The sequence below is a fragment of the Zooshikella sp. RANM57 genome, from assembly GCF_050749885.1.
In the GTDB taxonomy this organism is placed as follows: domain Bacteria; phylum Pseudomonadota; class Gammaproteobacteria; order Pseudomonadales; family Zooshikellaceae; genus Zooshikella.
The window spans coordinates 570,637-595,055 of record NZ_JBOIUB010000001.1; the positions used below are offsets into that span (position 1 = coordinate 570,637).

Consider the following 24,419-nt stretch of genomic DNA (forward strand, 5'->3'; position numbering starts at 1 on the left):
AGTTACCTCTGAATGTGGCTAAGCTGTGCTTTAATAAGTGTTTACGATTTTTTCCTGATGGTAGAACGCTTTGGTTAGGAGCAACAATTGAAAGTATTCGGTTTATTATTGGGGATAATAATATCCCTCAGTACAAGTGTATTTGCCTCATCTGATAAATCCAGCTTGCCCTGTTATCAGTCAAATAATACCAATAAGGTGATTGAGTGTTTAGCAAAGGTGATAGCCAAAGCTTCTGTCACAGGAGACTATACTGATACCGCTGCTTATGTGGACCCTGATACGTTAAGTGCATTGCAGCAGCGATGGCCATCAGCACGTGATCGTCAACGTGTTTGTTTACAGTTGGCTGTGAAACCATGTCAGTGGCCTACATCAGGTGAGGCATTGTTGATGTGGCTGGCAAAACAGACAATGGAAAAAAAACCGTGGCAGAATCGTGAATTGAAGGTAATCAGTACATGGCATAATAATCACCAAGGGCAGGTTACTATCAGGTTAGAACCTGTGGCGGGTAACAAAAAAACGTCACAGGTTGTCAATGTTGAATTAACTTACAAAAATCAACAGTGGTATCTCCTGTTACCAAGTGCTATGGTCCATACATTAATGGCATTAGATTAGATAAAAGCAAATGGCAAAAGGTTTCCAAAGGGATACGTTGCGAAAACAGCAGCTGGAAAACTTCACAAGAGAATTAGTGCGTCGATACAGTGCTCAGTGTGAACTTTGTGGTGCACGGAAAACAAAATTAGTTGTATTTGAAGTACCGCCAGTGTCTTCTGATATCAACATAGAGCATTGTATTTTGCTATGTGAAACTTGTTTGCAACAAATCTGTTATCCCAAGCAACGTAATATAGACCATTGGCGGTGCCTTTCTACGGCGGTATGGAGTAATCACTTGCCTGCTCAAGTGATGGCTGTATTGCTAACACGTTATTTTGCGAAGACGCATGACTGGGCTACAAATTTGGAAGACACGTTGTACCTATCGCCGGAAGCGGATCAATGGCTGGCAGATGTTGAGTCCTTTGTTTAGGCCTAATTAATTTTGATGGGTGAAGGTTCGATGGTAGTTATCGGCTGTGGTGCATCTAGGGGCGCTTGTTGTGTAGATGAAATCGAGGCATTGATATCTGTGAGTTTTACCGTTTTAAGTGTCATATGGAGTTGTTGATTAATTTGCTGCCAGGGTTCTTTTAAATGACAATGAGGCGAGAGTTCACACTGACAGCTTTGGGTGACTTTGGCGCACTCAGTTAATGCGATAGGGCCTTCAATGGCTTCAATAATATCCGCGACAGAAATGCAGTCTCCAGGTTTAGCGAGAAGATAGCCGCCTCGAGCACCCCTAACGGATTTAACGATCTGGTGTTGTACTAGGCATCTTAACAGTTTCCGAACGGTAGCCAGTGGAATTTTCGTATTTTCTGCAATGGCTTCCAGACTGATAAGGTTGGCTTGCTGTTGTAGGTGATGTGCAATAATCAACGCGTAATCGGCTAAGCGGCTGATACGAAGCATATTTAACCCTTCCCTCTATGATTGAGTATATCTAAAGAGTCAGCCTTTGATAGCTAACCCTGTCGTTGAGCTGTTAAGAATTTGTGTTCAGTCATATGACACAATGCTTTCATCGCGACCGTTTTCGTTAATATCAGACATCCTCTATTGTTTATTCTATACCAAATCAGTATTGATTTTAAAGCTTTCAAGGATTACCATGATATGTAAAGTTTACTAATTTAGTATGGTTTTTGGCGGGTTAGGCGGGTTGGGAGGAAAATATTCTAGTATGCATAGATTGCTACGTTGACTATTTTTTTAAAGACACGCAGTGTAGGCGAGTAGTTATTTGCTTGCTAATAAGTTTGTCAAAAGTGTTTAAGGGCTAAAGTGATAGAGGACAGTCACTATGTGTGCAGCCAATACCGACTTACAACATCATTTGCAGCAACGCTACAGTGCGGGCTTCGTGACCGATATTGAAGCCGATACTTTTCCCGTAGGACTTGATGAGTCCATTATTCGTCAATTGTCGGCTAAAAAGCAGGAGCCTGAATTTGTTCTAAATTGGCGGCTACAGGCTTTTCAACGATGGTGCAAAATGAAGCCTCCTACCTGGGCACAGGTGAAGTATGCTCCTATTGATTTTCAAAGTATTGCTTATTATTCCTCACCTAAATCACTTGCCGACCGTCCAAAAAGCCTTGATGAGGTTGATCCAGAGTTACTGCAAACCTATGAGAAACTCGGTATTCCACTGCATGAACAGGAGATGCTTGCGGGGGTTGCGGTTGATGCCGTGTTTGACAGTGTCTCTGTAGCCACCACATTTAAGGATACTTTAGCAAAAGCCGGAGTTATTTTTTGCCCCATATCAGAAGCCATTCAGCAACATCCTGAGCTTATCCGCACTTATCTCGGGCGTGTTGTTCCCCCAGGAGATAATTTTTATGCGGCATTGAATGCTGCGGTATTTAGTGATGGTTCATTTGTATATGTACCAGAGGGGGTGCGCTGTCCCTTAGAGCTATCTACTTATTTCAGAATTAATGCAGCAAATACTGGGCAGTTTGAGCGTACACTGATCATTGCGGATAAAGGGAGTTATGTCAGCTATCTTGAAGGCTGTACGGCACCAATGCGGGATGAAAACCAATTACATGCGGCTGTCGTAGAGCTAGTGGCATTAGATGATGCAGAGATTAAGTATTCCACAGTACAGAACTGGTATCCCGGTGATGAGCAAGGACGGGGAGGGATTTATAATTTTGTGACCAAACGAGGCCTCTGTGCAGGTACTCGCAGCAAAATCAGTTGGACACAAGTTGAAACCGGCTCAGCAATCACCTGGAAATACCCCAGTGTGATTCTTCGTGGAGATCATGCGGTGGGTGAATTTTACTCAGTGGCCGTGACCCGTCATTATCAGCAGGCCGATACGGGTACCAAGATGATCCATGTCGGGAAAAATACCCGAAGCACGATTTTGTCTAAAGGAATTTCAGCAGGGAAAAGCCAAAATACCTATCGTGGTTTAGTTAAAGTGAACCCTACGGCAACTGATGCCCGAAATTACACCCAATGTGATTCCTTATTAATTGGTGATGGATGTTCTGCCAATACCTTTCCGTATATCGAAGCGGGGGAGCACTCTGGTACGGTTGAACACGAAGCCACAACATCGAAAATTGCGGATGAACAATTGTTGTATTTACAACAAAGAGGTCTTGATCCTGAGCAGGCTGTTGCATTGGTGGTTAATGGCTTTTGTAAGGATGTTTTCGAACAGTTACCCATGGAGTTTGCGGTAGAAGCCAATCGTCTTATGCAAGTCAGTTTGGAAGGCTGTATCGGTTAAGGGGGAAATATGCTGGAAATTCACTCATTGGCGGTAAGCGTAGCGAATAAAACCATTCTTAAGGCGATTGAGTTGACCATTAACTCTGGGGAAATCCATGTATTAATGGGGCCTAATGGGGTGGGTAAAAGTACGTTAACTCGAGCATTACTGGGCGATGAAAACTACACCATTGAGTCAGGCTCAGTACAGCTAGCAGGACAAGATTTATTGCCTTTGTCTATTGAGCAGCGTGCTCACCAGGGATTATTTGTTGCTTTTCAGCACCCAGTAACGATTCCTGGCGTCAGTAATTTACAGTTTTACAAAGCCATGGTGAATGCGCATCGTCAGGCTCAACACCAGGAGCCTTTGGATGCGATTGAACTGTTGGGCCAAGTGAAAGACGCAGCACAACAATCGGGTCTGAGTGAGGACTTTTTATACCGAGGCCTGAATGATGGTTTTTCTGGTGGAGAAAAAAAACGAAATGAGCTGTTACAGATGCTGTTGCTTTCACCACGATTTGCCGTCGTGGATGAAATTGATTCAGGGTTGGATGTTGATGCGTTAAAAATTATTGGCCAAGGTATACGGCATTTGCAGCAACAAGGCACAGGCTTTTTATTAATCACCCATTATCCGCATTGGTTAGAGTACTTAACACCTGATCAAGTACATATTTTAGTGGGTGGTCGTATCGTCCAGTCTGGTGGAGCTGAACTGGCTGATCAAGTGGCAGACCATGGGTTTCAGGCTTTTGCAGCGTGATGGTTATTGATGAAATGAAAAATTAGGTAATTTGAAGGCTATTTCTTCACAGAGGGTTTTGTGAATGAGTGTGACACGTCAAGCGATTTATGATCATTGCCAGCAGTGGTGGGATTCAGTTACACACTCTTCGGCTAATACGGTATCACCAGCACAACACCGTGCGTGGCTGCGTTGGCAACAACAGGGATTACCCACACGTCATCATGAGTCCTGGAAATATACCCGGGCTGAACAGTTTTTTACTGAGTCTTTATTAAGTCATCCTGTACAGAATCTGAGTGCTTTTCCACCTAAAAAAGAAAAGCAAGTGATTGCCGATATAAAACAGTTATCGGCTAATATCAGCATAGATAAACTTCAGCAAGCCATTAACCCGTTACCAAACACGGTGGTTGTTTATTGTGTGAATGGTCAGTTTTATGGCGATAATGACAGTGCGTTTCAACTAGATTGGCAAGCACATGACTCATCACCGTCTTCATTGTTCTTGCCCACTCAGGATTTACTGGATGAAGACAGTGATGGTTTTGCACTGCTAAATCTAGCGTTATCTACCTCATTGCCGCAACTGACTATACCCGCCGATAGTCAAATGTCATTACACATAGTTTATGTTGTCACAGAAATAGGCTGGACTCAGCCCAGTCTCCGTATTCATGTATCAACAGGCAGTCAGTTGACGCTCGTGGAACATGCTATTTCAGTGTCTGATATTCCTCAGGTTGACAGTTTATGTAACAGTTTGACTCAACTGCATATTGCTTCCTCAGCAGATGTTTCTTATGTGTATCTCAATCAATTTTCACCCTTATGCCAGCATATACATCAATTACTGGTTGATCTGGAAGATAGTGCAAAGATACAGAGTTGGTTGGCGGCATTAGGCAGTCGAACCTCTCGTTTGCAGCTTATTCATCGGTTAGCGGGTAAAGGCTGTTCTGCCAAAGTGAATGCGTTGTTGCTAGGACAGGCACAGCAGCATCTTGATCATCGTATGGTATTTCGCCACTTAGCGGAGGATTCTGAGAGCTATTGTTTGCATAAAGGCTTATTAGCCGGCAAGGCAAAAGGGGTATTTAATGGCCGCATATTAATGACACCTGAAGCCCATCAAGCAGAAGGGAACATGTACAGTCGTAATATGTTGCTCAGTAAAGAAAGTCGGATGCATACAAAACCTGAGCTGGAAATCTATCATGATGCTGTGCGTTGTGCTCATGGGGCGACGATTGGTCAGCTTGATCGACAGGCATTACAGTATTTATGCAGTCGAGGTATTGCGCTAGCCCATGCGCGACAGCTGTTGTTAGCAGGTTTTATCCTGACGCTTTGGCAATCGCTACCCAAAGCATTATATGAATGGCTCAATCATCACGTTACACCTGGTTTTGCCTTAGTCAGTGAACAAATGGGGGAGGTATGATGGCTGAGCAACCTTCTCAACCGCAACAGAGTGATCGTCAGTCGACAGTGATTTCGGGTAGGCATTGTTTGACTGATGAGGTACGACATCAGTTTCCCACACTACATCAGCAGGTCCATGGTCAGCCATTGGTTTACTTGGATAATGCGGCTACAACCCAAAAGCCTAATACGGTATTGCAGGCGCTTGACCACTATTATCGTTGTGATAATGCTAATGTACATCGCGGTGTACATGCCTTAAGTGAGCGGGCAACTTGGGCTATGGAATCAGCGAGAGATACTATTCAGCAATTTATTAATGCCGCCAGCCGGGAGGAAGTGATCTTTGTCCGGGGGACAACAGAAGGTATTAATTTAGTGGCTCATGGTGTTGCAGAAAGTATTTTGCAAGCTGGTGACGAGATTGTGATTTCGGCTATGGAGCATCACTCTAACATTGTCCCATGGCAGCTCGTGTGTCAGCGAACACAGGCGGTGTTAAAAGTCATTCCTATGCATCCTTCAGGAGAGCTGGATTTGGAGGCATTTCAGCAACTCTTATCTGAACGTAGTCGGTTAGTGGCGATTAGTCATATCAGTAATGCGTTGGGTACGATTAATCCCGTAGCTAAAATAATTTCAATTGCCCATGACCATGGTATACCTGTGCTCGTGGATGGTGCACAGGCCGTGGCGCATACCCCAGTGGATGTACAGGCGCTGGATTGCGATTTTTATGTGTTTTCGGGTCATAAAGTGTATGGTCCAACAGGAATTGGCGTGTTATACGGCAAGCAAGTGTGGCTGGACCGCTTTCCACCATATCAAGGGGGTGGGGAAATGATTCGGCGGGTAAGCTTTGATCATACTGAATTTAATACCTTACCTTATAAGTTTGAGGCTGGTACACCTGCGATTGCTGAGGCGATTGGTTTAGGGGCTGCATTGCAGTGGTTTAGTCATTACCGTCAGCAACCCTTGTGGGAGCACGAAGCCACACTGCTTTATCAGCTGCAGGCGCAATTAAAGACTTTATCAGGGGTCACTATAATCGGCACGGCCAAAGAAAAAACGGCGGTATGTTCCTTTACAGTAGCAGGTATTCATCCCCACGATTTAGGTACTTTATTAGATCACTGTGGTATCGCCGTACGAGCAGGGCATCATTGTGCAATGCCTGTGATGGACTTTTATAACGTTCCTGCAACAGTACGTGCATCACTGGCAATCTATAACACCACTGAAGATATTGCACGACTGATCAAAGGATTAGAGCAATCGATGGAGTTCTGGCAATGAATCCTGAGTTGAAGCAGCTATACCAGGAACTCATCATGGATCATGGTCGCCAGCCCCGCAATTTTCGTAAGCTTTCTCCCTGTACGCATATGCAGCAAGCGGATAACCCCCTGTGTGGAGATCAGCTTACCTTGTACCTCAATGTAAAAGACGGTGTGGTACAGGAAGTAGCTTTTCAGGGGCACGGTTGCGCCATTTCAATGGCATCGGCATCAATGATGACCCAAGAGATTAAGGGAAAATCAGTCAAGGATGCATTGGCACTGTTTAAAAAATTTCATCAGTTAATTATGTCTGGGGAAAGTTCAGAAAATATGGGACGACTGGCTGTACTCAGTGGCGTTAAGGCTTTTCCTATGCGCGTAAAATGTGCCACATTGGCTTGGCATGCGCTAGAGCATGTGTTGTCGGCAAATGATGGGCAAGCAATTACCACTGAATAAAGAGCGCAAAGCATGACCAAAAAGATGTCTTCAGCTTCTCTTATTCCTACTCATGTTATTAACGTGGGAGCAGCAGATGCTTTTCCCTCAAGTAGGCGTTATGAAGTGATCAAATTACTGCGAGCCTGTAAAGCTATCCATGTGCCTGCTGGGGAATCAGTGCGCTTAAAAAAAGGGACAGACGTTGAGCTTGTTCAAAGTATGGGGTTGTCTTTTACGATCAGGTTACGTGGTAACTTGTTTCGCATTGCAGGGGACGATGCTGATGCTTTGGGCAAAGAGATTCCCCTTTTATCTTTTCCCGAGACGGATGCTGGCCCCGAAACTTATGATGGAAGTGAGGATAGTAAAAAGTTTGAGGGTAAAGGGGTTAATGAGGCTCATGTCTGGACCGTACTTCGGCACTGTTATGATCCAGAAATTCAATTAAATATTGTGGATCTTGGGCTTATTTACAAGGTTGAAATTATTCGGCGTAAAACAGGAAAACAAGTTGTGCATATTGACATGACGTTGACCGCACCAGCCTGTGGTATGGGGCCTGTGTTAGTTGACGAGGTGAAGCATCAAGTAGAGCGAGTACCCAATGTGGATGCTGTTCATGTCAACCTGGTCTTTGATCCACCCTGGGATCGAAGTAAACTTTCAGAAGCGGGTAAATTGCAATTAGGGCTCATTTAACCATGGTTGTATTACTGACAAATATAGCCAGTACCTGTGACTCCAGCACAAAAGCAGGGGGTGCCTAAGGGGCCAGGGTTGATAACGATTTGACACCACTTGTTGCCATACATGTCACAACAGTAAAGGTTATATGAGCTGTTATTATCTGGGGGGTAGCTTGTTGTGCGCTTCGTTGGATTGTTTGGCTCATAGCTGTCAAAATCCACAGGATCACTATTTCGGTCGTTGATAGCATTATTGAATTGTGAATTATTATCGCTCGTATCAGTGACGGTGCACTGTTGCATTACAGTAACGATGCTGACAAGGGCGGTAAGGAACGCCGTTATAACCGCGAGTTTACCCCAGAAAGATTTTGGTTCATCAGACATCTACAGCTACCTTACAACATTGTCTATGAAAGCAGGCGATACAAATCACTTGGTATACAGTGACCTGTTAAATTCAGTATATACGCTTTGGACACGGTAATGAGATTTTGTTGCTAGGAGGGATAGGGCTACAGCGTAGGGAATCAATTAATAAAACAGCGCGCTCCTTGCGCTGTATAAATCGCCATATTATTCTGCTAATTGACTCAAGGCTTTTCCTGTTAGGCGATAGACAGTCCACTCATCCTGCGGTTTTGCCTCAATAGACTCATAAAAATTAATTGCAGGCTGGTTCCAGTTCAACACAGACCATTCCAGTCGGCCATAGTTTCTAGATTGAGCAATTTGTGCTAATTGGCGTAGCAGGGCTTTGCCAATACCGTGACCACGTAATGTTTCATTCACATAAAGATCTTCCAGATACATACCGGGCTGGGCTAAAAATGTTGAGTAGCTGGAAAAATATAAAGCAAAACCTGCAGGTTCCTCACCTAGAAATGCAATGATCACTTCCGCTGCGGGATGTTCACCAAACAGTGTGGCTTTAAGTTTGTCTTCTGTAGCAACGACTTCATGACTCAGTTTTTCGTATTGAGCAAGGTTTTTTATAAAGTTAAGAATAACTGGTATGTCATCAGAGGTAGCTGGGCGGATTATTAGTGGCTGGTTATTATGGCTCATTTACTGCTCCATGCTGATTTAAAGGTAAATATACGTTAAACCTTTGATATTTATTGTGGGTATTTTTAACTGAACAAATATCGTTAACAGGAGCATAATAACGGACTGAATAGGCAATATGAACCCCTGCTTCAACGGTAGGTTAAAGCAGGTGGTGTACTAGTGGTTAGCTGAAGTAGATAGTAGCTGAATAATATCATTAGCCATCAGGTGATGTACGGCATCTGTTGGATGTAAACCATCCCAAAATAGATACTGTTGAGGATTATCGACAATTTTATTTTGTGTAAAATTCCATGCAGAGTCAGTATAATTAGTCAAGGTTATATTGAGTGTTTGATGAGTATAGCGACTATGCTGATGAATGGTATTAATAATTTTTTGAAAGGCTGAATGGCTATCATAGTAGTAAATATTGACTGCTTGCCAGAGCTTATCCTGTTGACGCATATGAATACCTGACGCTAAAACTTTATTAAATGTGTTAATAAAGTTTTCTGCCTCAGCACGATGTGTAGAAAGTAGAGGTGCGTATTCTAAAGCAGGAATATTACTGACGAGAATATGTCTTGCGCCTAATCGATGTAACTTGTCAATGTGATGTAACAGAAGCCTTGCTGCTTGTTCGCCATTCTGATTTAGTTCGCCAAATAGGGTGAACCAAAGATTATTAGCGCCTCCTTGAATACTGATTAATTCGCTACCTTCAAAATAAGTGTGCTTATGAGCCCAGTCATCGATTTGCTGACCGATATTAGGCATGACAGCAGCACCACCAAGTAGCGTGTCATCTGTTGTGACATCAATATCTTTAAAATATCCCGATCCTGCTTGAGCGCCACCAATAGCCCAGTTTTGTCCCTTATGCGCACTAATGGTAAAAGGAAAAAATAGCTTGTTATTAAATTGAAGCGTGCCTTTTATGAGCTGGCGAGCGGGAGATAAATGATCATTAAAATAATGAACCCATAGGTAATCAGTCCATACGAGGTGATTTGAAAAGCGGCCTTTGAAATAGGGAGACTGAGCTCGTATCCCAAGACGCTGATGCGAGGCATTGGCCAGAACTGTGGTTACTTGGTGCTTATTGCCTACATCAGAGAGACTGTCACCAAAAAAAATGATGGTTGAAAATGGTGAGCTGGCATGAGTGAGTAAAGGTAAAGCACAAAGCATAAGGAGTACTACTCGTATAAACTTCATCGTGATATCCTAACTATCAAGATAAAAAAGGCATGTATATTGCCATAGATTAGTAAGAATAAACTGTTTTCTATTAAGTGTAATTGTAAATAATGAAAAAATAATTAATATGAAATTAAACTAATAATTAAATGAAAATATTTGCTCATTAACTGAGATTGAAGTGTACGAAAAAGCAGGGTGTGAAAAACTGTTTTAAGTCAATAGCATAAAAAAGTATCAACAGTATATTTTTTTATTCAGCATAAATTATAAAAGTGGGAAAATGTCAAAAAGCGACATTTCATAGGTAATGAGTTATGTCGCTTTTTTTCAAAGGGTATGCTAAAAGAGGTTTGTCTTTAGATATCCCTAAGTTAGTTTAAGCTAAATGAAAAAATGATTGACTATGGCATCATGGGATATATTTTAGATATTGTGTAACCAATTTCTTCATCAGCAATTTGGGGATGACGGTCAATATATACTTCTTTTGGATGACCCCAGCGCTTGTCAAACTTGACGTTAATAATATGCGCATTGCCATTGGCTTGCATCAGCTCAGCAAACAAGTTATCAATTGTTTTAAACATACCTCTTCTGTCTTCTGGTACAACTGCTCCAGTACTTGTGTTGACAACATTCTTTACTTCATTGTCAAGCACGTCAACTCTGAAGGGTACGCCCGCATCCATACAGAAACAAGAGTAAGTATAAATATATGAGTAGTTAGTGATATCTTTTTTGTACCACCCAGCATAAGCTCCATAAACCTGGGGTTTAAAGTCTTTGGTGAAATTATCCATAGGATCTGCAAAAACAGTGCTAGCTGCAACGGACATTAATGCGATAGGTAAAATGTGGCGAAATTTCATGTTGAACTTCCTGTCCCAAAAAAAGAGAGTTTTAGGAATTAATTTATTTCTAACTATCGTTTTACTTTAGCCAAAAGAGCAGTATTCTTGTTTGTTGTGTACATGTAAGTGACTTAGTACTGCGTCCCTGATATTTAGAAATAAATCTGTCTTTTATTCTGAGTGTGCTTAAGTACAGTACCTGTACATCTTGAGCTTAGTGTTGCAATAATCACCACTATGCACAGCCAATGGTGTTTTACTGCTTTTGATACCAAGTCTAAGCCTGAGATATTATTGCTCGAATAATGTTGTCACCAGGATGATGACTGGGGCCAATAATACATATTTTGTTGTCTAAATCAATAGCCAATTTAAATTTACTGGCGTAAAGAAATGTTAGTTTTTGGCTATGATGTTCGCTTAGGTCAACACTATAAATATGGATAAAAAAAGGGATAGATTGAAATATGGCTAAAAATCTTTCGTGAAGGGTATATAATCATTAAGGTTACAATGTATTGATCTTCTTTCTAGGATGGACAAAAGGAATTGGGCATACCTTTTTATATGAGCGTTTGATTGGCTTGTTATGTTGACTTATGCTTGGTTTTTTTTGGCAGTCAGCCTGAATTCAGACTCAGCTCCGCCACTGTTAGTGGTTGGTACACCTGAGATTCCTTATCGCTATCAAGATGAAACAGGCGAATTGAAAGGTATTGATATTGAGATTATTCAGGGTGTTATGAAAGCGATGCACTTTAATTATACGATTCGCTTAGTGCCTGTTGGTTCTCGTATTATCAAAATGGCTCAGTCTGGTGATGTGGATATAGTACTGAGCTTTTCAAAGAAGTCTGATCGATTAGCGTACTTGCGCTACCCAAAACAGTATTATAGCCAGTTTACCTGGAATTTTTTTATCCGTCGTGATGATGCAACACGTATTAAGTATCAAACGCTCAAAGACCTGGAGTCGTTACGGGTGGGTGCCACGCAGGATTGGTCATACACGGAGGCTTTCTGGTCGGCCCCATTAAACCTGCATGTAGAAACCAATAATCTTTTGCATATTGAAAAGTTATTACGAAACCGTATTGATGTTGTACCTATGAATACATTGCCCACGTTGGTAGAACTTCATCAGCGTGGGTTAAATCAGTTTATAAGCTATCTATCTAAGCCTTTGAGTTCAAAGGCTTATTATAATCCCACCAGCAAGTTTTCAACGCATCCATTACTGTCTAAGTGGCGGGTTAATTATGATCGTTTACTTTATTTGTGGTTGAAGAATGGTCAAGTGAAGTCGATTTATCATCGCTATTTTCCAAAAGATATTATCACTGATGATTTGATTCCTGCTCCACAAACTATGGAGCAGGTTCCTCTCGATAATTGAAAGGTTGTTTGGTCTTTGTCGTCAGTTATTCATGAGGAGGCCAAGGTGATGTGGGTGCATTGAATTGCGGCTTCCCTAATACGGGGCTGCTGAGCAGATAAAATCCATGATTGGTAAATAGCCAAAATAAATTGCGATCGTACTCAACATAAACGCTGTGTGACAGATTCCCCATGGCTGACGGATGGACACGGTCAGGTGCGTAAGGAGGAACAAAATATGCGCTGATAAATGGCTTGTGCGGGTTAGATACATCAAATACCTGTAAGCCAGCATTATAAAAATTATAGGGAATAATACCTTTGCGTGCTCTTCCTGGTTGAGTATAAGCACCTGTTCGTTTAGGGCCAAAGCTACCTTTTCGTTGGCAAAAATCAGTAAACATAGCCTGTTTGGGAGGACGAGGCCGAGGGAGAACATTTGTGATTGTCGGTTGAAGAGGATTACTGACATCAATTTGATAAATGTGTTTATAGGGCTCCCAGCAGTCTTCGTTTAGGGGATAGCCACTGTAATAAACATGTCCAGTGTGGTTGATTTGGCTGATATCAATAAAATCACCTTCTGTGCCTGCAACACTTGGCGGAAAATTTAAGTGAGCAATGGTCTTCATACGTCTGGGGTTGCTGATATCAACACTATAAAAGCCAAGGCCACCCATTGCCGCGTAGCCATATTGAGGTGGTTGTGATGTAGCCGCTGGAGGGATAAATAACGACATACGTGCCCCCATCCAGGAGGTTCGATTTCCTGCACGAGGATTCTGTTGATAGACAAGCGCATGCCAACGATTATTTACTCGCTGACCTGGAACTGTAAGCTGGTTTAAAAATAGGGGATTTTCTGGGTCGCTCATATCCCAGGACTGGTAGCCTGCATTGTACAAGTCATTGGGATATTCAGTTAAAGCGTAATCGGCACTTGGCGCTGCGGCAACAAACATCAGCTGTTTGCCAGAAAAGGTTGGAATATCTCGAACACCGGAACCTTGTTGTTGACCAATGGGCGCATCAGGATGGGTAATATCTGTCGTACGTGTTGCTAACAGTTTCCATTGATCGGGTAAAGGACCCTGCATAGCATAAACCTTAAAGCCTTTTAAGTGAGGCGCAGCACGAATAGCTTTTACTTTTTCTGGCTCCTGGTATTTATCATGCAGTAAACCAAATCGTTGAACTTCATAGGCTTGGACCATAATGTAGTGTTGTCGTTTGCTGTCCCATTGAATAGTGCTGGCGCCCATCATCTCTCCTGGTGGAAAGGGGTTTACTTCGGGACTGGGGCCTTCTTTTCCCCAGGTACTGCCTTTGGTGAATAGTAACTTTGCCTGTTTGGGATAGGTGATATCAAAGATTTTTAAATCACGGCGAACATATTGATATAAATAACGGCGACCATCGAAATCAACAATATTTTGCCATGTATGAAAGGGCTCGACAGTAATGGGATAATAGGCTTCAACTGTCATATTGTGGATGTAACTATGGGTATCCCAGTAATTGAGTTGTCCAGGGAACGGCTGTGGTTGAGTTTGTTCGGGTGTTAAGTCGGGGTGCTTGAATTTACCCGTCTTAAGATTCATTCCATAACGGGTTGGGTCAGGAGGAAACGGTTTTTTTTCTGGTGTTATATTCACCAGGCTTTTTAAATAAGGGTCTGTTATTGTGTGTGATGGTTCATCACTGACTCCATGCTGAGAAAAACAAAATGATATGCTGATAAGTGAAAAAATAGAGTAAGTTTTCATTGTGTTATGGTTTCCGCCTTCCGTATGCAGAACTTTTTTAATCGATATAAAAAAACATGAGCCTAGCACCTTTCTTGACATGTGCCGCTTTATATATAGAAAGGTGAGCAATAGAGTATATCGAATGATATGCATCATTGCTTGCTTAAATAGGGCTACTAATGAGTTTATACCTTTATTTCAACAATATAATTCTCTTCGTGTTAAATGGATCTATATAGTTGTTCATAATTTACTGATTTAAATTGTGTGAAATAATTGAATCGTGTTTTCATTATAATGATGAGTGACCTAAAAAAGCATTTCATGAACAAATTTAGGCGTTGTTATTGCCACGTTACACCTGGTTATTTTACCTATGCCAATTATCCAGCAAAAGTAACCGCTTATTTATAGCTGTATTTTCTTATGAGTCATACATTTGTTTTATCTTGGTTAAAAAATTACCAATAATGTGTGCAGTAAATACAATACTGTGTAATTTCTTCGGAAATTTAATTAAAAGTAGTTGTTATTTATGGTTAATATCAGTATTGTGCCGGCTGGTACGATTGTACCGGGCAGATTTGTTGCTTACCGGGGAAGCTATTATATAGTGGAAATCTATTATATAAAGTGGTAAGTGATGAGTCTGCCCAGCTATTTATTTTTTTACAAAGCGCCTAAAACAAGGCTTTTTGTATGTGTATATCTGCGAATAAGATCATTTAATTTTAAATAGAACAGCTCATCGGTTTTATACAGCCACCAATCAAAAAATAAAAATAGTTATATTGAGTATAAATTAGCCTGATTTATTGAGAAATAATGCAGTGCGCAATTTTACTTTTCCAAACTGACACATGCGGCCAAAACTTTCACGACGGATAGGTAAATGTTGATTGTCTAATGCTGTTTTATGGTATTTTTCATCAATGTATGGGTCATGGATATACACGAAGTATTGATCAATATCCGTTACAACCACCCAATGGGGTGTTTTACACCGATCTAATTGATAGGTGCTGATTAACACAACGGCTACTTGGTTTTGTTTAAGGGCATGCTCAATGTCATTAATCGTCAGGGGACGGTGGTGAGCTTGAATCGACGTTTTAGCTATTTGTGATAAAAAATCATTGTGAACCAGTGTCAGCACTTCTTTTTTATGTGTACTTCGTACCGAGTCAATAAATAAAGGTTGCTGATGACTGATCATCATTTCAACATCAAAGCCCCGTTGCCAAGCAGCAAGAGCTAAGCCATGTGGACCACAGCCACCATGACCTGATGTCATAAAGATGGTTGTTGCCTCACGCCATAGTTGTAATTCAAGATGCTGGGTTACTGAAAATTCTGGCTTTAACGCTTGCATTGCCATCATTAAGGCTGCAGGGCCACAGGTAAAGTCGGTTGTTTGTGAGTAATAAGGAATTGTACGAAACTGCCGTGACTGTTGATGGTAGAGGATTCGCTTTTGTAGCCGAAGCGCATCTTCTTTGTCTTCATAATACTGTTTATAGATACCAAATGATTTGTATCCCATTCGCCGATAAACGTGGATGGCTGCTTCATTATCCAAGCGAACTTCCAAGCGCATAAAAGTACAATGCCTTTGGGCTGCCTGTAACTCACTAAAGTGCATTAATTGTTGAGCAATGCCTTGACCTTGGGCTTGGGGGTGGACAGCGACTGAATATAACCTCGCTAAACAGGTGCCTCGGTGATAAAGGATTAATACATAGCCCAGAATTGGGCTGCTTTGACTGCTTTGGGCGACGGCTAACAAAGCAGTTGATGAGCGTAAAAAATGTTTAAAGCTCCGTTTACTTAGTCGATCGCTGGTAAAACATATTTGCTCAATTGCCAACAGCTCACTTAAGTCACTAGGGTGGGCGGGGCGGATTTGGATGCCAGTTGACATGTTAGTGTCGTGAGGTTGATATTTAGGAGAAGACATAAGTTGACTCAATAAATGGGTTAGTGTTAACTGCGCTATACCCTTCGCGAATAACTGTTATATATGTTATCCAAACTGTATTGAAACCACCCATATCCACTAAGGACGATGTGTATGCATTTGTTCAAGTTTTTAACCTGCTGTCACACCTGTCTTTAATACTATAAACGTTTGGTGTGCTACCTGCTAGTGCTAGTCTAATGGTGTCTTAATAAGTCTAGATCGCGAGTTTTGGCTTGGTGGGATTGAATAGCTAGCACTGTGGACTTTAAAACGAAATAGGTATTCAAAGCAACTAGTGTTAACAGGCCCTAAGATGATGTGACTAAAAAATAAACTGTCAGGTGTATCGTGTTCAAAATAATGGAAAATTTGTCGGATAAATAAATTAAGGCTCATGCGATTATGTCTCTCCTGTATATCGTTGTTGAATCAATCAAGGATTGGAAGGACTTTTACCCAAGTGATGATGTGATTACGTTTGAGGACTATGTATCGTTATCTATGTCAAAAAAAAAGGAGCGAATCAGAGTTCTCAATTTATGTCGAGGTTATAAATATTTAAGTAAAGGGTATTATTGCTCATTACTTGCTGAAGCTCGGGGTCATCATGTTATTCCTTCAGTGAAAACACTGAATGATTTACGTAAGCGAAAAATTTATGCCATTGACTTGGAGTTGATGGAACCAGATGCACATATTGCCTTAAAGCATTTAAAGAAAGAAACCCGAGAGCACATTGATTTTAAATGTTATTTTGGCTCAACCTCTCAGGAGTCAGTACAGCCCATTGCCCGCCTGTTGTTTGAGCGGTTTCAGTGTCCAGTGTTACAGCTTTCTTTAGCGAAGGACAAAATAGGCCATTGGTTGGTGACATCATTGAAAGCAATCTCACCTTCTAGTTTAACGGATGATGAACAAACGTTGTTTGCTGAAGCGTTGGATGACTACAGTCGAAAAATTTGGCGAAAACCGAAGCTGGCCAAACGTTACCGCTATGACATGGCGATTTTGTATAACCCAGAGGAAGCATTTCCACCCAGTGATAAAATGGCATTAAAACAGTTTATTAAAGCGGGCAAACGACTCGGTGTTTCGGTGGATCTGATTCAGCCTAAAGACTTTCTGAGATTATCAGAGTACGACATGTTATTTATTCGAGAAACAACAGCCATTGATCATCATACGTTCTTGTTTGCTAAAAAAGCTGAAGCAGAAGGTGTGGTTGTTATTGATGATCCACTCTCAATTATGCGTTGTACTAATAAGGTCTTTTTGGCTGACTTATTTAGAACGCATCATGTGCCAAGTCCTCAAACAATTTTGCTCATGCGTAACCAAAAGCCGCAAATTGATGAACTTGAAGCTACGCTTGGCTTTCCCCTGGTATTAAAAATACCTGATGGTTCTTTTTCCAGGGGGGTGGTTAAAGTGACTAATGCCACAGAGTTACAAATGCACTTGAAAGAGCTTTTTAAACAGTCGGCACTGTTATTGGCTCAAGAGTATATGTATACCCCATTTGATTGGCGTATTGGTGTATTACAAGGTAAACCTATTTATGCCTGTAAATACTTTATGGCAAGGGATCACTGGCAAATTTATCAACATAATACGTCACAAGTTGAGAGTGGTGACTATGAAGCGATACCCACCTATGAAGTACCAAAGTCAGTGATTAAAGCAGCGGTCAAAGCGGCGAACTTGATTGGTGATGGATTATATGGCGTCGATATTAAAGCGCTCGATGATCGTGTGGCTGTCATTGAAGTGAATGATAATCCCAGTATTGATTATGGCGTTGAGGATGGTTTTCTAGGGGAACAACTTTATGAACTTATTATTGAAGACTTTGTACGGCGTGTAGAAAATGGAAAAAGAAGCATCACATCATTGTAGTATTTTTTTATTGTATAAAGCCTGAGGTAGCTGTTCTATAATACCAATATAGTATTCATTTAAGTGGGCGGGTAATGATTTAAAATGAGTTACGTCATTGACTCACAGCAAAATGAGTGACTGACGTAAGGAAGAATCACTTAAATCAGCTTAATATATAATCATATTTATAATGATTACGCTTAGTTACAATGCATGCCACTTAATTGTTAGCTTCTTGATGAGATAGATTACAAGGTTGTAATAGAAAGTGTGTAGGCCAGTAAAACTAGGGAAAGCTAAAAAGGAAGTTGATTTGTAAAAAAGTTAACTTCTTCCATATAACGCTGGGCTTAACAAAGTGAGGTAAGTCTATGGTCATGGAAGATTTACTCTGTGTAACGTATAAAGGCGCTTTTTATATTGCACCTGTCGTTTATGAAAAGTCCATTGCTGCGTTACCTTCAAACCCTGATGAGCCTGAAGTTGGCCAGGACTCAACAAGTGCATCATCAGGCACTTCACAGCCAGATATGGTTCCTGTGGGAGTTTACTTAGAAGGAAAAATTGTGCCTTGGGACCGGCTGGATAGTATACACTATGAAGCGTCTGTCTTAGTGAGAAAAGGAGATGCTATATTTCAAGCTGCATCTTAAATCAGCAGGAGATATCTTAAATTAGAAAGCGCAATAAAAGTGCAATAAAATAGTCCAATAAGACAGTTTATGTCAAATTAGCCACTTTCTAAGCATGAAAGTCTACTATGAATAAAACATGAAAGCTGTTGTTTGGCGTAAGCATTACCCTGATGAAACGTGTTGGTTTCTCGAGGATGTATAAGTCTGTCTGCTATAAATCCCTTTTCTGCTTACACCTGCTTTGAATTCTCGCAAGTGATAATTGCTGATGGCTGACTATTATTAAAAGACATGAATGCTGACAGCACATGAACTTTTAAAGGTAGATAATAGTGGGAATTCGTATTAAACAGGCCATCAATGAAGACTAGTCAGTCTTCGTCTTCTGGGTTTATTCCGTTATTTGCAAGTCATAGAGTTGCAGCGCACCTGTTAATGGGGCTTGCTATTATCGTTGGGCTTTGGGCATTACGCCATATTAATACTCAGTTTTTTCCTTCTTTTGAGGTTGATGTCATTACCGTTTCTTCTGTCTGGAGTGGGGCAACGGCTGAGGATATACAACGCAGTATTACGATGCCGATTGAACAGGCATTAAAAGGCTTAAATGGCATTGATAAAGTTTATGCGACATCAACCTATGGTGTGAGCTTAATACGAATAGAAGTTCAGCCTGAGGTTGCTTTATCGGATGTGCTAGAGGATGTAAAGCAAGCGGTTGATAATCTGCGGGACTGGCCTGAAGCGGCTGAGCAGCCAGAAATACGCTCTCTGGTACGCTATGAATCCATTGCGAAAGTTATGATACGGGGAGACGTCAGTCTTGATGAGTTACGACAACTGGCTTACCGTTTTGAAAGAGAGTTATTAGGCTTAGGTATTCGCAAGATCGACTTTAGAGGTCTACCGGAGCAAGAAATTGCTATTAAAGTCGCACCTGAAAAACTATATGAACTGGGTATTACACTGCAAGCGCTGTATACCTTAGTCACTCAGCGTAGTGTGGATTTACCGGCTGGTACGGCCGCAAGAAAAGAAGGTGCAAAGCCAGTACGTAGCTTAAGTCAGGCACGAGATCCTGCTGCATTAGCGGCACTACCCTTAGTTATTGACTCTGCTGGCCGTTTAATTAGGTTAGGAGATATTGCTGAGGTAGTCAGGCAACCTAAAGATGATCAAATCAGGTTAACCAGTGAAGGTATGCCTGCGGTTGAGATGACATTACTTAGAACGGAGCGTGATGATACGCTTCAAGCTGCTGAAACATTACATCAATGGTTGGCTGCATCAACCCATGAATTACCTGAAGGGATTACCCGGCATGTGTTTAATGAACGTTGGCAGTATTTGCAAGAACGTATTTCCTTATTACTCAAAAATGGGGTAGGAGGATTATGTTTAGTCATTATCATGCTATTTTTATTTCTCAATGCCCGTGTTGCGTGGTGGGTGACATTAGGTATTCCAGTCTCTTTTTTATCTGCATTGGCCGTTTTTTATTTAATAGGCGGTACGGTCAATTTGGTCAGCTTATTTGGCTTGATTATGACACTGGGTATCATTGTTGATGATGCGATAGTGGTTGGGGAAAACACGCTGCAACGTATTCAGGGCGGTGATACTCCTCTTCATGCGGCGATTAGTGGTGCACATTTAATGTTAGCCCCAGTTGTGGCTTCATCGTTGACGACAATTGCGGCATTTCTACCATTACTGATTCTTGAAGGTGATATTGGCAATATTTTACGGGATATTCCCATTATCGTAATTTGTGTCATTGTGGCATCGTTATTGGAATGTTTTTTTATTTTACCTGGTCACCTACACCATAGTTTAAGTGGATTATCATCTCATCGTTATGCTTTGCGTGAGAAAATTGATAATCGATTTAGTCAGTTTCGTAATGGGCCTTTTCGCCGTTTGATTCAACACGCTGTTCGTTATCGAGGGCTGACAATGACAGCGGCATGTTGCTTGTTGGTAATAAGTGTGGGTTTAGTGGTTACCAATCATATTAAGTTTACCTTTTTTCCTACGATTGACGGCAATAACTTACGGGCTAATGTGCAGTTTACGGCAGGAACCTCTCAACAAGAAGTGAGCCAATTTTTAAATTATCTCGTACAACAGTTGCACTCTACTGAGCAGCAATTTGATCAACCCTTTATTGATCAAGTGCTAGTGATTCATCGAGCCGCTTCATTTGGTTTTCGTGGACAGGAAACCGATGGTGATGAGTTAGGCTCTATTGAAGTTGAAATAAGTTCTGCTGATAAACGACAGTTTAGTGATGCAGAGATTATTCGACAGTGGCGACAGCATATTGTATTACCCGCAGGTGTCGAAAAATTTACCTTAACACAACGACGTGCGGGTCCCGCAGGAAAAGCGATTGAAATCAAATTGACAGGTTCTTCATTAGCAGACCTCAAAACAGGCTCTCAACAAATACAGGAGAAATTGCGGCAGTTTCAGGGGGTGACTAATGTGGAGGATGATTTGCCCTTTGGTAAGGAACAGCTCATTTATTCCTTAACACCCGCAGGGTATGCATTGGGTTTAACGCTTAATGAAGTGGGACTTTATTTAAGGGCAGCATTGGATGGTCGGCGAGTGCAAATATTTCATGATGCAAATGAAGAACTTGAAGTTCGCTTACGCTTATTGGATGTGCAGCGAGACTACCTATCAGCATTACAACAACTGCCTGTGGTTTTAGCTGATCGGTCAACAGAAATATTAAGTAATATTGTTGAATTTGAAAGCAGGCGAGGAGTAGACAGTTTAAATCGTGTGGATGGTGAATTAGCTATTATTGTCAGTGCTGATGTTGATGAAAATAGTGCTAATACCAATGAGATTCTGGGTCAGTTACAGCAAACGGTTTTTCCACAGTTAACCGCTACACTAGGCATTCGCCTTAGTTATGAAGGGCAAACCGCAGAGCAGGATAAGACGTTGAATGATATGGTATTTGGCGGCGTTATTGCCCTGTTACTGATTTATATTATTTTAGCCTGGGTTTTTTCCTCATATAGCTGGCCATTTGCGGTAATGATGGCTATTCCCTTTGGCCTTACAGGGGCTTTTTTGGGGCACTTTATCATGGGCATGAATTTAACGATTTTATCGCTATTTGGCCTATTTGGATTAACTGGCATTGTTGTGAATGACTCAATTGTGTTGCTCAGTGTTTACCGGCAGCTTCGTTTACAAGGTATGGGGATACATGAGGCTATTGTGGAAGCGGCATGTCGACGATTGCGTGCAGTTTTACTAACATCGCTTACCACTATTGCCGGACTTACCCCCATTCTCTTTGAAACATCCTTGCAAGCACAGTTTTTGATTCCAATGGCGACATCCATTGTATTTGGTTTGACGTTTGGTACCGTATTGATTTTGTTGGTTGTGCCTGCTTTTTTGGTACACGTTGAATGGTTATCAAAGACAACTAAACACCACTGGCGTGGTCTGATTAATGGAAATTAATCATGATTTAACCTTTTCATGCCTATAGTACTTCAGCAATGAGCTGTACCCTAGTTTTGAATAAACCCTTGACTGTAAATAGTATCTTGGTTGTGAAATTAACAGGAGTGGTGAATGCGATCTTTTATGTCCTTGTTACTGCAAAAAAAGCAGGTCAATAAATCCTTAGTTAAATTACATAAGCTCAAACCATTGATGTGCATTTCCACTGTGATGGTGATGAGTCCATTAGCGGTTGCTGATACCTTGTCACTTAATGCGGCCGAAGATGCTGAACATACCGCATTGACCCTTTACCCGAATACAGCACTGATTGAACAGGGTTTTAGTAAGTCAATCAAGCAAGGTGCACAAACCATTGTCTTACAAAATATTAGTGATCAGGTGTTACTCGATAGTTTGACTATTCATGGTCAAGGTTATGTCAAGTCTGTGCAGTTGACAAGACAACCATTGACGTATGATCAGTTAATGAAAAGTGTTATGGGAAAATCGGTTTCCGTGTATCAGTCAGGCAACTATCTAAGCAGTAGCCGACAGGGAACGCTTCTTGCCTATGAAAATAAGTTGGGTATTGTATCCGTTGCAGATGGTGGGCACCTTATAGTGGACTTGCGTGATCCAAATGGATTACGAATAGCGTTACCTCAAGATACGTTACCTAATGCCAATTTTACGCCACAGTTAATGGCTCAGTGGCAGGGTGAGGATACAACACAACAAGCTAAAGTGCGCTACTTGACGACAGGTTTATCCTATTCCAACCATTATGCTATTGCGATTGAGCCTGAGCAAAATAAGCTGGATATTACCGTTAATACGATTTTAGCCAACAAAACACGCACGCAATTTAATCAGGCTGAAGTTACGTTAGCTGCAGGCGATTTAGGTACGTCAACCTATGCCCCACGGAAACAGCGCGTTCAGATGGAAATGGCAATGGCTGATGCTGTAGGCGCAGCACCGCCAGAGGCGTTAGGTGAATTGAATTTTTATCATTTTAAACAGGCTTTTGATATTCCTGCACATTCAGAACAACAGTTGACGTTGCTGGCTGAAAAGGGTGTCACCTATCAGCGTCATTACGAACATTTATTTTATTCTTCTCCCTTTAGCCGACAGATGAATAGTGAACATGAGCGGCCCGTAACTCTGTATGAATTTACCACTGAAAGTGATTTACCCTCAGGTGATGTGCGTGTTTTCCAGCAAGATAGCCGTGGTCGCTCTCAATGGATTGGTCAGTCATCCATTAGTGATACAGGGGCAGGGCAAAAGGTTAAATTGCGGTTAGGAGAGTCGTTTGATATTGACATTCAACGTAAGAAACAAGATGTTCAACAAATTGATAAAAATACACTACAAGTTGACTGGCAAGTTGAAATTCAAAATAGTAAGACAGAAGAAGTATCATTAGTACTTGCAGATCAGGATGCCTCATTGTTGTCAATTTCTTCAGTAAAAGGTGCCGAAACGGTTGGTCATAATCGTATGCAAGTAGTACTTCCTGCTAAGGAAACAGTGACAGTAACATATCGTTCTACTCATCGACGTTGAGGTGAATATGTCATCCTATCAATCCGTTGTTGTATTAACGGGGGCAGGTATATCTGCTGAGTCCGGTATTCGTACATTTCGGGCGAGTGATGGGTTATGGGAGGAGCATCGTATTGAAGATGTGGCGACACCTAATGGGTTCAGGAGGAACCCAACACTGGTGCATAACTTCTATAATACCCGTCGTAAGCAGTTATTATCGTCTGAAATAACCTTTAATACGGCTCATAAGGCATTAGCCTTGTTTGAGCAACGCTTTGCTGGACACTATTTGCTGGTGACTCAAAACATTGACGACCTTCATGAACGAGCGGGTAGCCAGCGAATTGTTCATATGCACGGTGAGTTATTAAAATCCCGTTGTGAAGATTGTGGTGAAATCTTTTCATATAGAGATGACTTGCTGGTAACGACACCTTGTCCTCGCTGTCAATTGTCAGGCAGTTTACGTCCCCATATTGTTTGGTTTAATGAAATTCCTCTGGAACTTGAAGCGATTTATTCTGAACTAGCTTCATGTGATCTTTTTGTGGCGATTGGTACATCAGGTAATGTTTATCCAGCAGCGGGTTTTTTTCAAGAAGCGTCTCACCATGGTGCACATACTGTCGAATTGAATTTGGAACCCTCTGTATCTGGCTCTTTATTTAAAGAGCAGCATTATGGCCCTGCGAGTGAGGTGGTGCCAAGGTTTTTTGCAGAAATTGACTGAATCTGTACCGTTTACGTCT

The 24,419-nt window shown here is 41.5% G+C and carries 21 protein-coding genes; 14 read left to right on the forward strand and 7 right to left on the reverse strand.

Annotation, left to right across the window (positions count from 1 at the left end; genetic code table 11):
• Window positions 1-87 precede the first annotated feature (87 nt).
• Both ACQ96U_RS02040 and ACQ96U_RS02045 read left to right on the forward strand, forming a co-directional pair.
• Window positions 88-624 (forward strand): hypothetical protein, encoded by a 537-nt coding sequence (locus ACQ96U_RS02040; RefSeq protein ID WP_431719560.1) that lies wholly within the window; start codon window positions 88-90, stop codon window positions 622-624.
• 10 nt (window positions 625-634) lie between these two features.
• Window positions 635-1,042, forward strand: a complete 408-nt coding sequence (locus ACQ96U_RS02045) for a phnA protein (protein ID WP_431719561.1) — start codon at window positions 635-637, stop codon at window positions 1,040-1,042.
• Window positions 1,043-1,044: 2 nt separating this feature from the next.
• Here the strand turns inward: ACQ96U_RS02045 and ACQ96U_RS02050 are convergent, their stop codons facing one another.
• Window positions 1,045-1,527: an SUF system Fe-S cluster assembly regulator gene (locus ACQ96U_RS02050; protein WP_431719562.1), complete on the reverse strand. Its 483-nt coding sequence runs from the start codon at window positions 1,525-1,527 to the stop codon at window positions 1,045-1,047.
• A gap of 391 nt (window positions 1,528-1,918) precedes the next feature.
• Between ACQ96U_RS02050 and sufB the strand changes: the two genes are divergently transcribed.
• From sufB to sufT, 6 genes are all read left to right on the forward strand, one after another.
• The gene (sufB, locus tag ACQ96U_RS02055; protein WP_431719563.1) at window positions 1,919-3,367 is read left to right on the forward strand and encodes a Fe-S cluster assembly protein SufB; all 1,449 of its coding nucleotides are present in this window, start codon (window positions 1,919-1,921) and stop codon (window positions 3,365-3,367) included.
• A 9-nt stretch (window positions 3,368-3,376) separates the two neighbouring features.
• Window positions 3,377-4,117 carry a Fe-S cluster assembly ATPase SufC gene (gene sufC / locus ACQ96U_RS02060; protein WP_431719564.1) on the forward strand — a complete coding sequence of 247 codons (741 nt, stop codon included), beginning with the start codon at window positions 3,377-3,379 and terminating at the stop codon, window positions 4,115-4,117.
• Window positions 4,118-4,181: 64 nt separating this feature from the next.
• Window positions 4,182-5,543 (forward strand): SufB/SufD family protein, encoded by a 1,362-nt coding sequence (locus ACQ96U_RS02065; RefSeq protein ID WP_431719565.1) that lies wholly within the window; start codon window positions 4,182-4,184, stop codon window positions 5,541-5,543.
• Window positions 5,540-6,823, forward strand: coding sequence for a cysteine desulfurase (locus tag ACQ96U_RS02070; RefSeq protein ID WP_431719566.1), 1,284 nt, complete (start codon window positions 5,540-5,542; stop codon window positions 6,821-6,823). Before ACQ96U_RS02065 ends, ACQ96U_RS02070 begins: the two co-directional genes overlap by 4 nt.
• Window positions 6,820-7,266 (forward strand): Fe-S cluster assembly sulfur transfer protein SufU, encoded by a 447-nt coding sequence (gene sufU, locus ACQ96U_RS02075; RefSeq protein ID WP_431719567.1) that lies wholly within the window; start codon window positions 6,820-6,822, stop codon window positions 7,264-7,266. The genes ACQ96U_RS02070 and sufU overlap by 4 nt, the downstream gene beginning before the upstream one ends.
• Before the next feature lie 12 nt (window positions 7,267-7,278).
• Entirely contained in the window at window positions 7,279-7,947 is a 669-nt protein-coding gene (sufT, locus tag ACQ96U_RS02080) for a putative Fe-S cluster assembly protein SufT (protein WP_431719568.1), read from the forward strand.
• Window positions 7,948-7,958: 11 nt separating this feature from the next.
• Here sufT and ACQ96U_RS02085 read toward each other — a convergent pair whose 3' ends face one another.
• From ACQ96U_RS02085 to ACQ96U_RS02100, 4 genes are all read right to left on the reverse strand, one after another.
• Window positions 7,959-8,321, reverse strand: a complete 363-nt coding sequence (locus ACQ96U_RS02085) for a hypothetical protein (protein WP_431719569.1) — start codon at window positions 8,319-8,321, stop codon at window positions 7,959-7,961.
• A 189-nt stretch (window positions 8,322-8,510) separates the two neighbouring features.
• On the reverse strand, window positions 8,511-9,002 hold the full coding sequence (locus tag ACQ96U_RS02090) for an N-acetyltransferase family protein (protein ID WP_431719570.1): 492 nt from the start codon (window positions 9,000-9,002) through the stop codon (window positions 8,511-8,513).
• A 159-nt stretch (window positions 9,003-9,161) separates the two neighbouring features.
• Window positions 9,162-10,205, reverse strand: coding sequence for an SGNH/GDSL hydrolase family protein (locus tag ACQ96U_RS02095; protein WP_431719571.1), 1,044 nt, complete (start codon window positions 10,203-10,205; stop codon window positions 9,162-9,164).
• Window positions 10,206-10,591: 386 nt separating this feature from the next.
• On the reverse strand, window positions 10,592-11,059 hold the full coding sequence (locus ACQ96U_RS02100) for a DUF6174 domain-containing protein (protein WP_431719572.1): 468 nt from the start codon (window positions 11,057-11,059) through the stop codon (window positions 10,592-10,594).
• Window positions 11,060-11,630: 571 nt separating this feature from the next.
• On the opposite strand from ACQ96U_RS02100, the gene ACQ96U_RS02105 reads away from it, so the two are divergent.
• The gene (locus ACQ96U_RS02105; protein ID WP_431719573.1) at window positions 11,631-12,437 is read left to right on the forward strand and encodes a substrate-binding periplasmic protein; all 807 of its coding nucleotides are present in this window, start codon (window positions 11,631-11,633) and stop codon (window positions 12,435-12,437) included.
• 25 nt (window positions 12,438-12,462) lie between these two features.
• On the opposite strand, the gene ACQ96U_RS02110 is transcribed toward ACQ96U_RS02105, so the two are convergent.
• Complete coding sequence (locus ACQ96U_RS02110) at window positions 12,463-14,184, reverse strand: hypothetical protein (protein ID WP_431719574.1); 1,722 nt, start codon at window positions 14,182-14,184, stop codon at window positions 12,463-12,465.
• Between the two features lie 784 nt (window positions 14,185-14,968).
• Window positions 14,969-16,123, reverse strand: coding sequence for a GNAT family N-acetyltransferase/peptidase C39 family protein (locus ACQ96U_RS02115; protein WP_431719575.1), 1,155 nt, complete (start codon window positions 16,121-16,123; stop codon window positions 14,969-14,971).
• Window positions 16,124-16,528: 405 nt separating this feature from the next.
• On the opposite strand from ACQ96U_RS02115, the gene ACQ96U_RS02120 reads away from it, so the two are divergent.
• The 5 genes from ACQ96U_RS02120 to cobB all read left to right on the forward strand — a co-directional run bounded on the left by ACQ96U_RS02120 (window position 16,529) and on the right by cobB (window position 24,400).
• Entirely contained in the window at window positions 16,529-18,022 is a 1,494-nt protein-coding gene (locus tag ACQ96U_RS02120) for a RimK family protein (protein WP_431719576.1), read from the forward strand.
• Between the two features lie 353 nt (window positions 18,023-18,375).
• A complete protein-coding gene (locus tag ACQ96U_RS02125) occupies window positions 18,376-18,657 on the forward strand; it encodes a hypothetical protein (protein ID WP_431719577.1) in 282 nt (93 codons plus the stop codon).
• Window positions 18,658-18,999: 342 nt separating this feature from the next.
• A complete protein-coding gene (locus tag ACQ96U_RS02130; protein ID WP_431719578.1) occupies window positions 19,000-22,131 on the forward strand; it encodes an efflux RND transporter permease subunit in 3,132 nt (1,043 codons plus the stop codon).
• Between the two features lie 114 nt (window positions 22,132-22,245).
• Entirely contained in the window at window positions 22,246-23,688 is a 1,443-nt protein-coding gene (locus ACQ96U_RS02135; protein ID WP_431719579.1) for a DUF4139 domain-containing protein, read from the forward strand.
• A 7-nt stretch (window positions 23,689-23,695) separates the two neighbouring features.
• Window positions 23,696-24,400, forward strand: a complete 705-nt coding sequence (gene cobB, locus ACQ96U_RS02140) for a Sir2 family NAD+-dependent deacetylase (protein ID WP_431719580.1) — start codon at window positions 23,696-23,698, stop codon at window positions 24,398-24,400.
• Window positions 24,401-24,419: the final 19 nt, after the last annotated feature.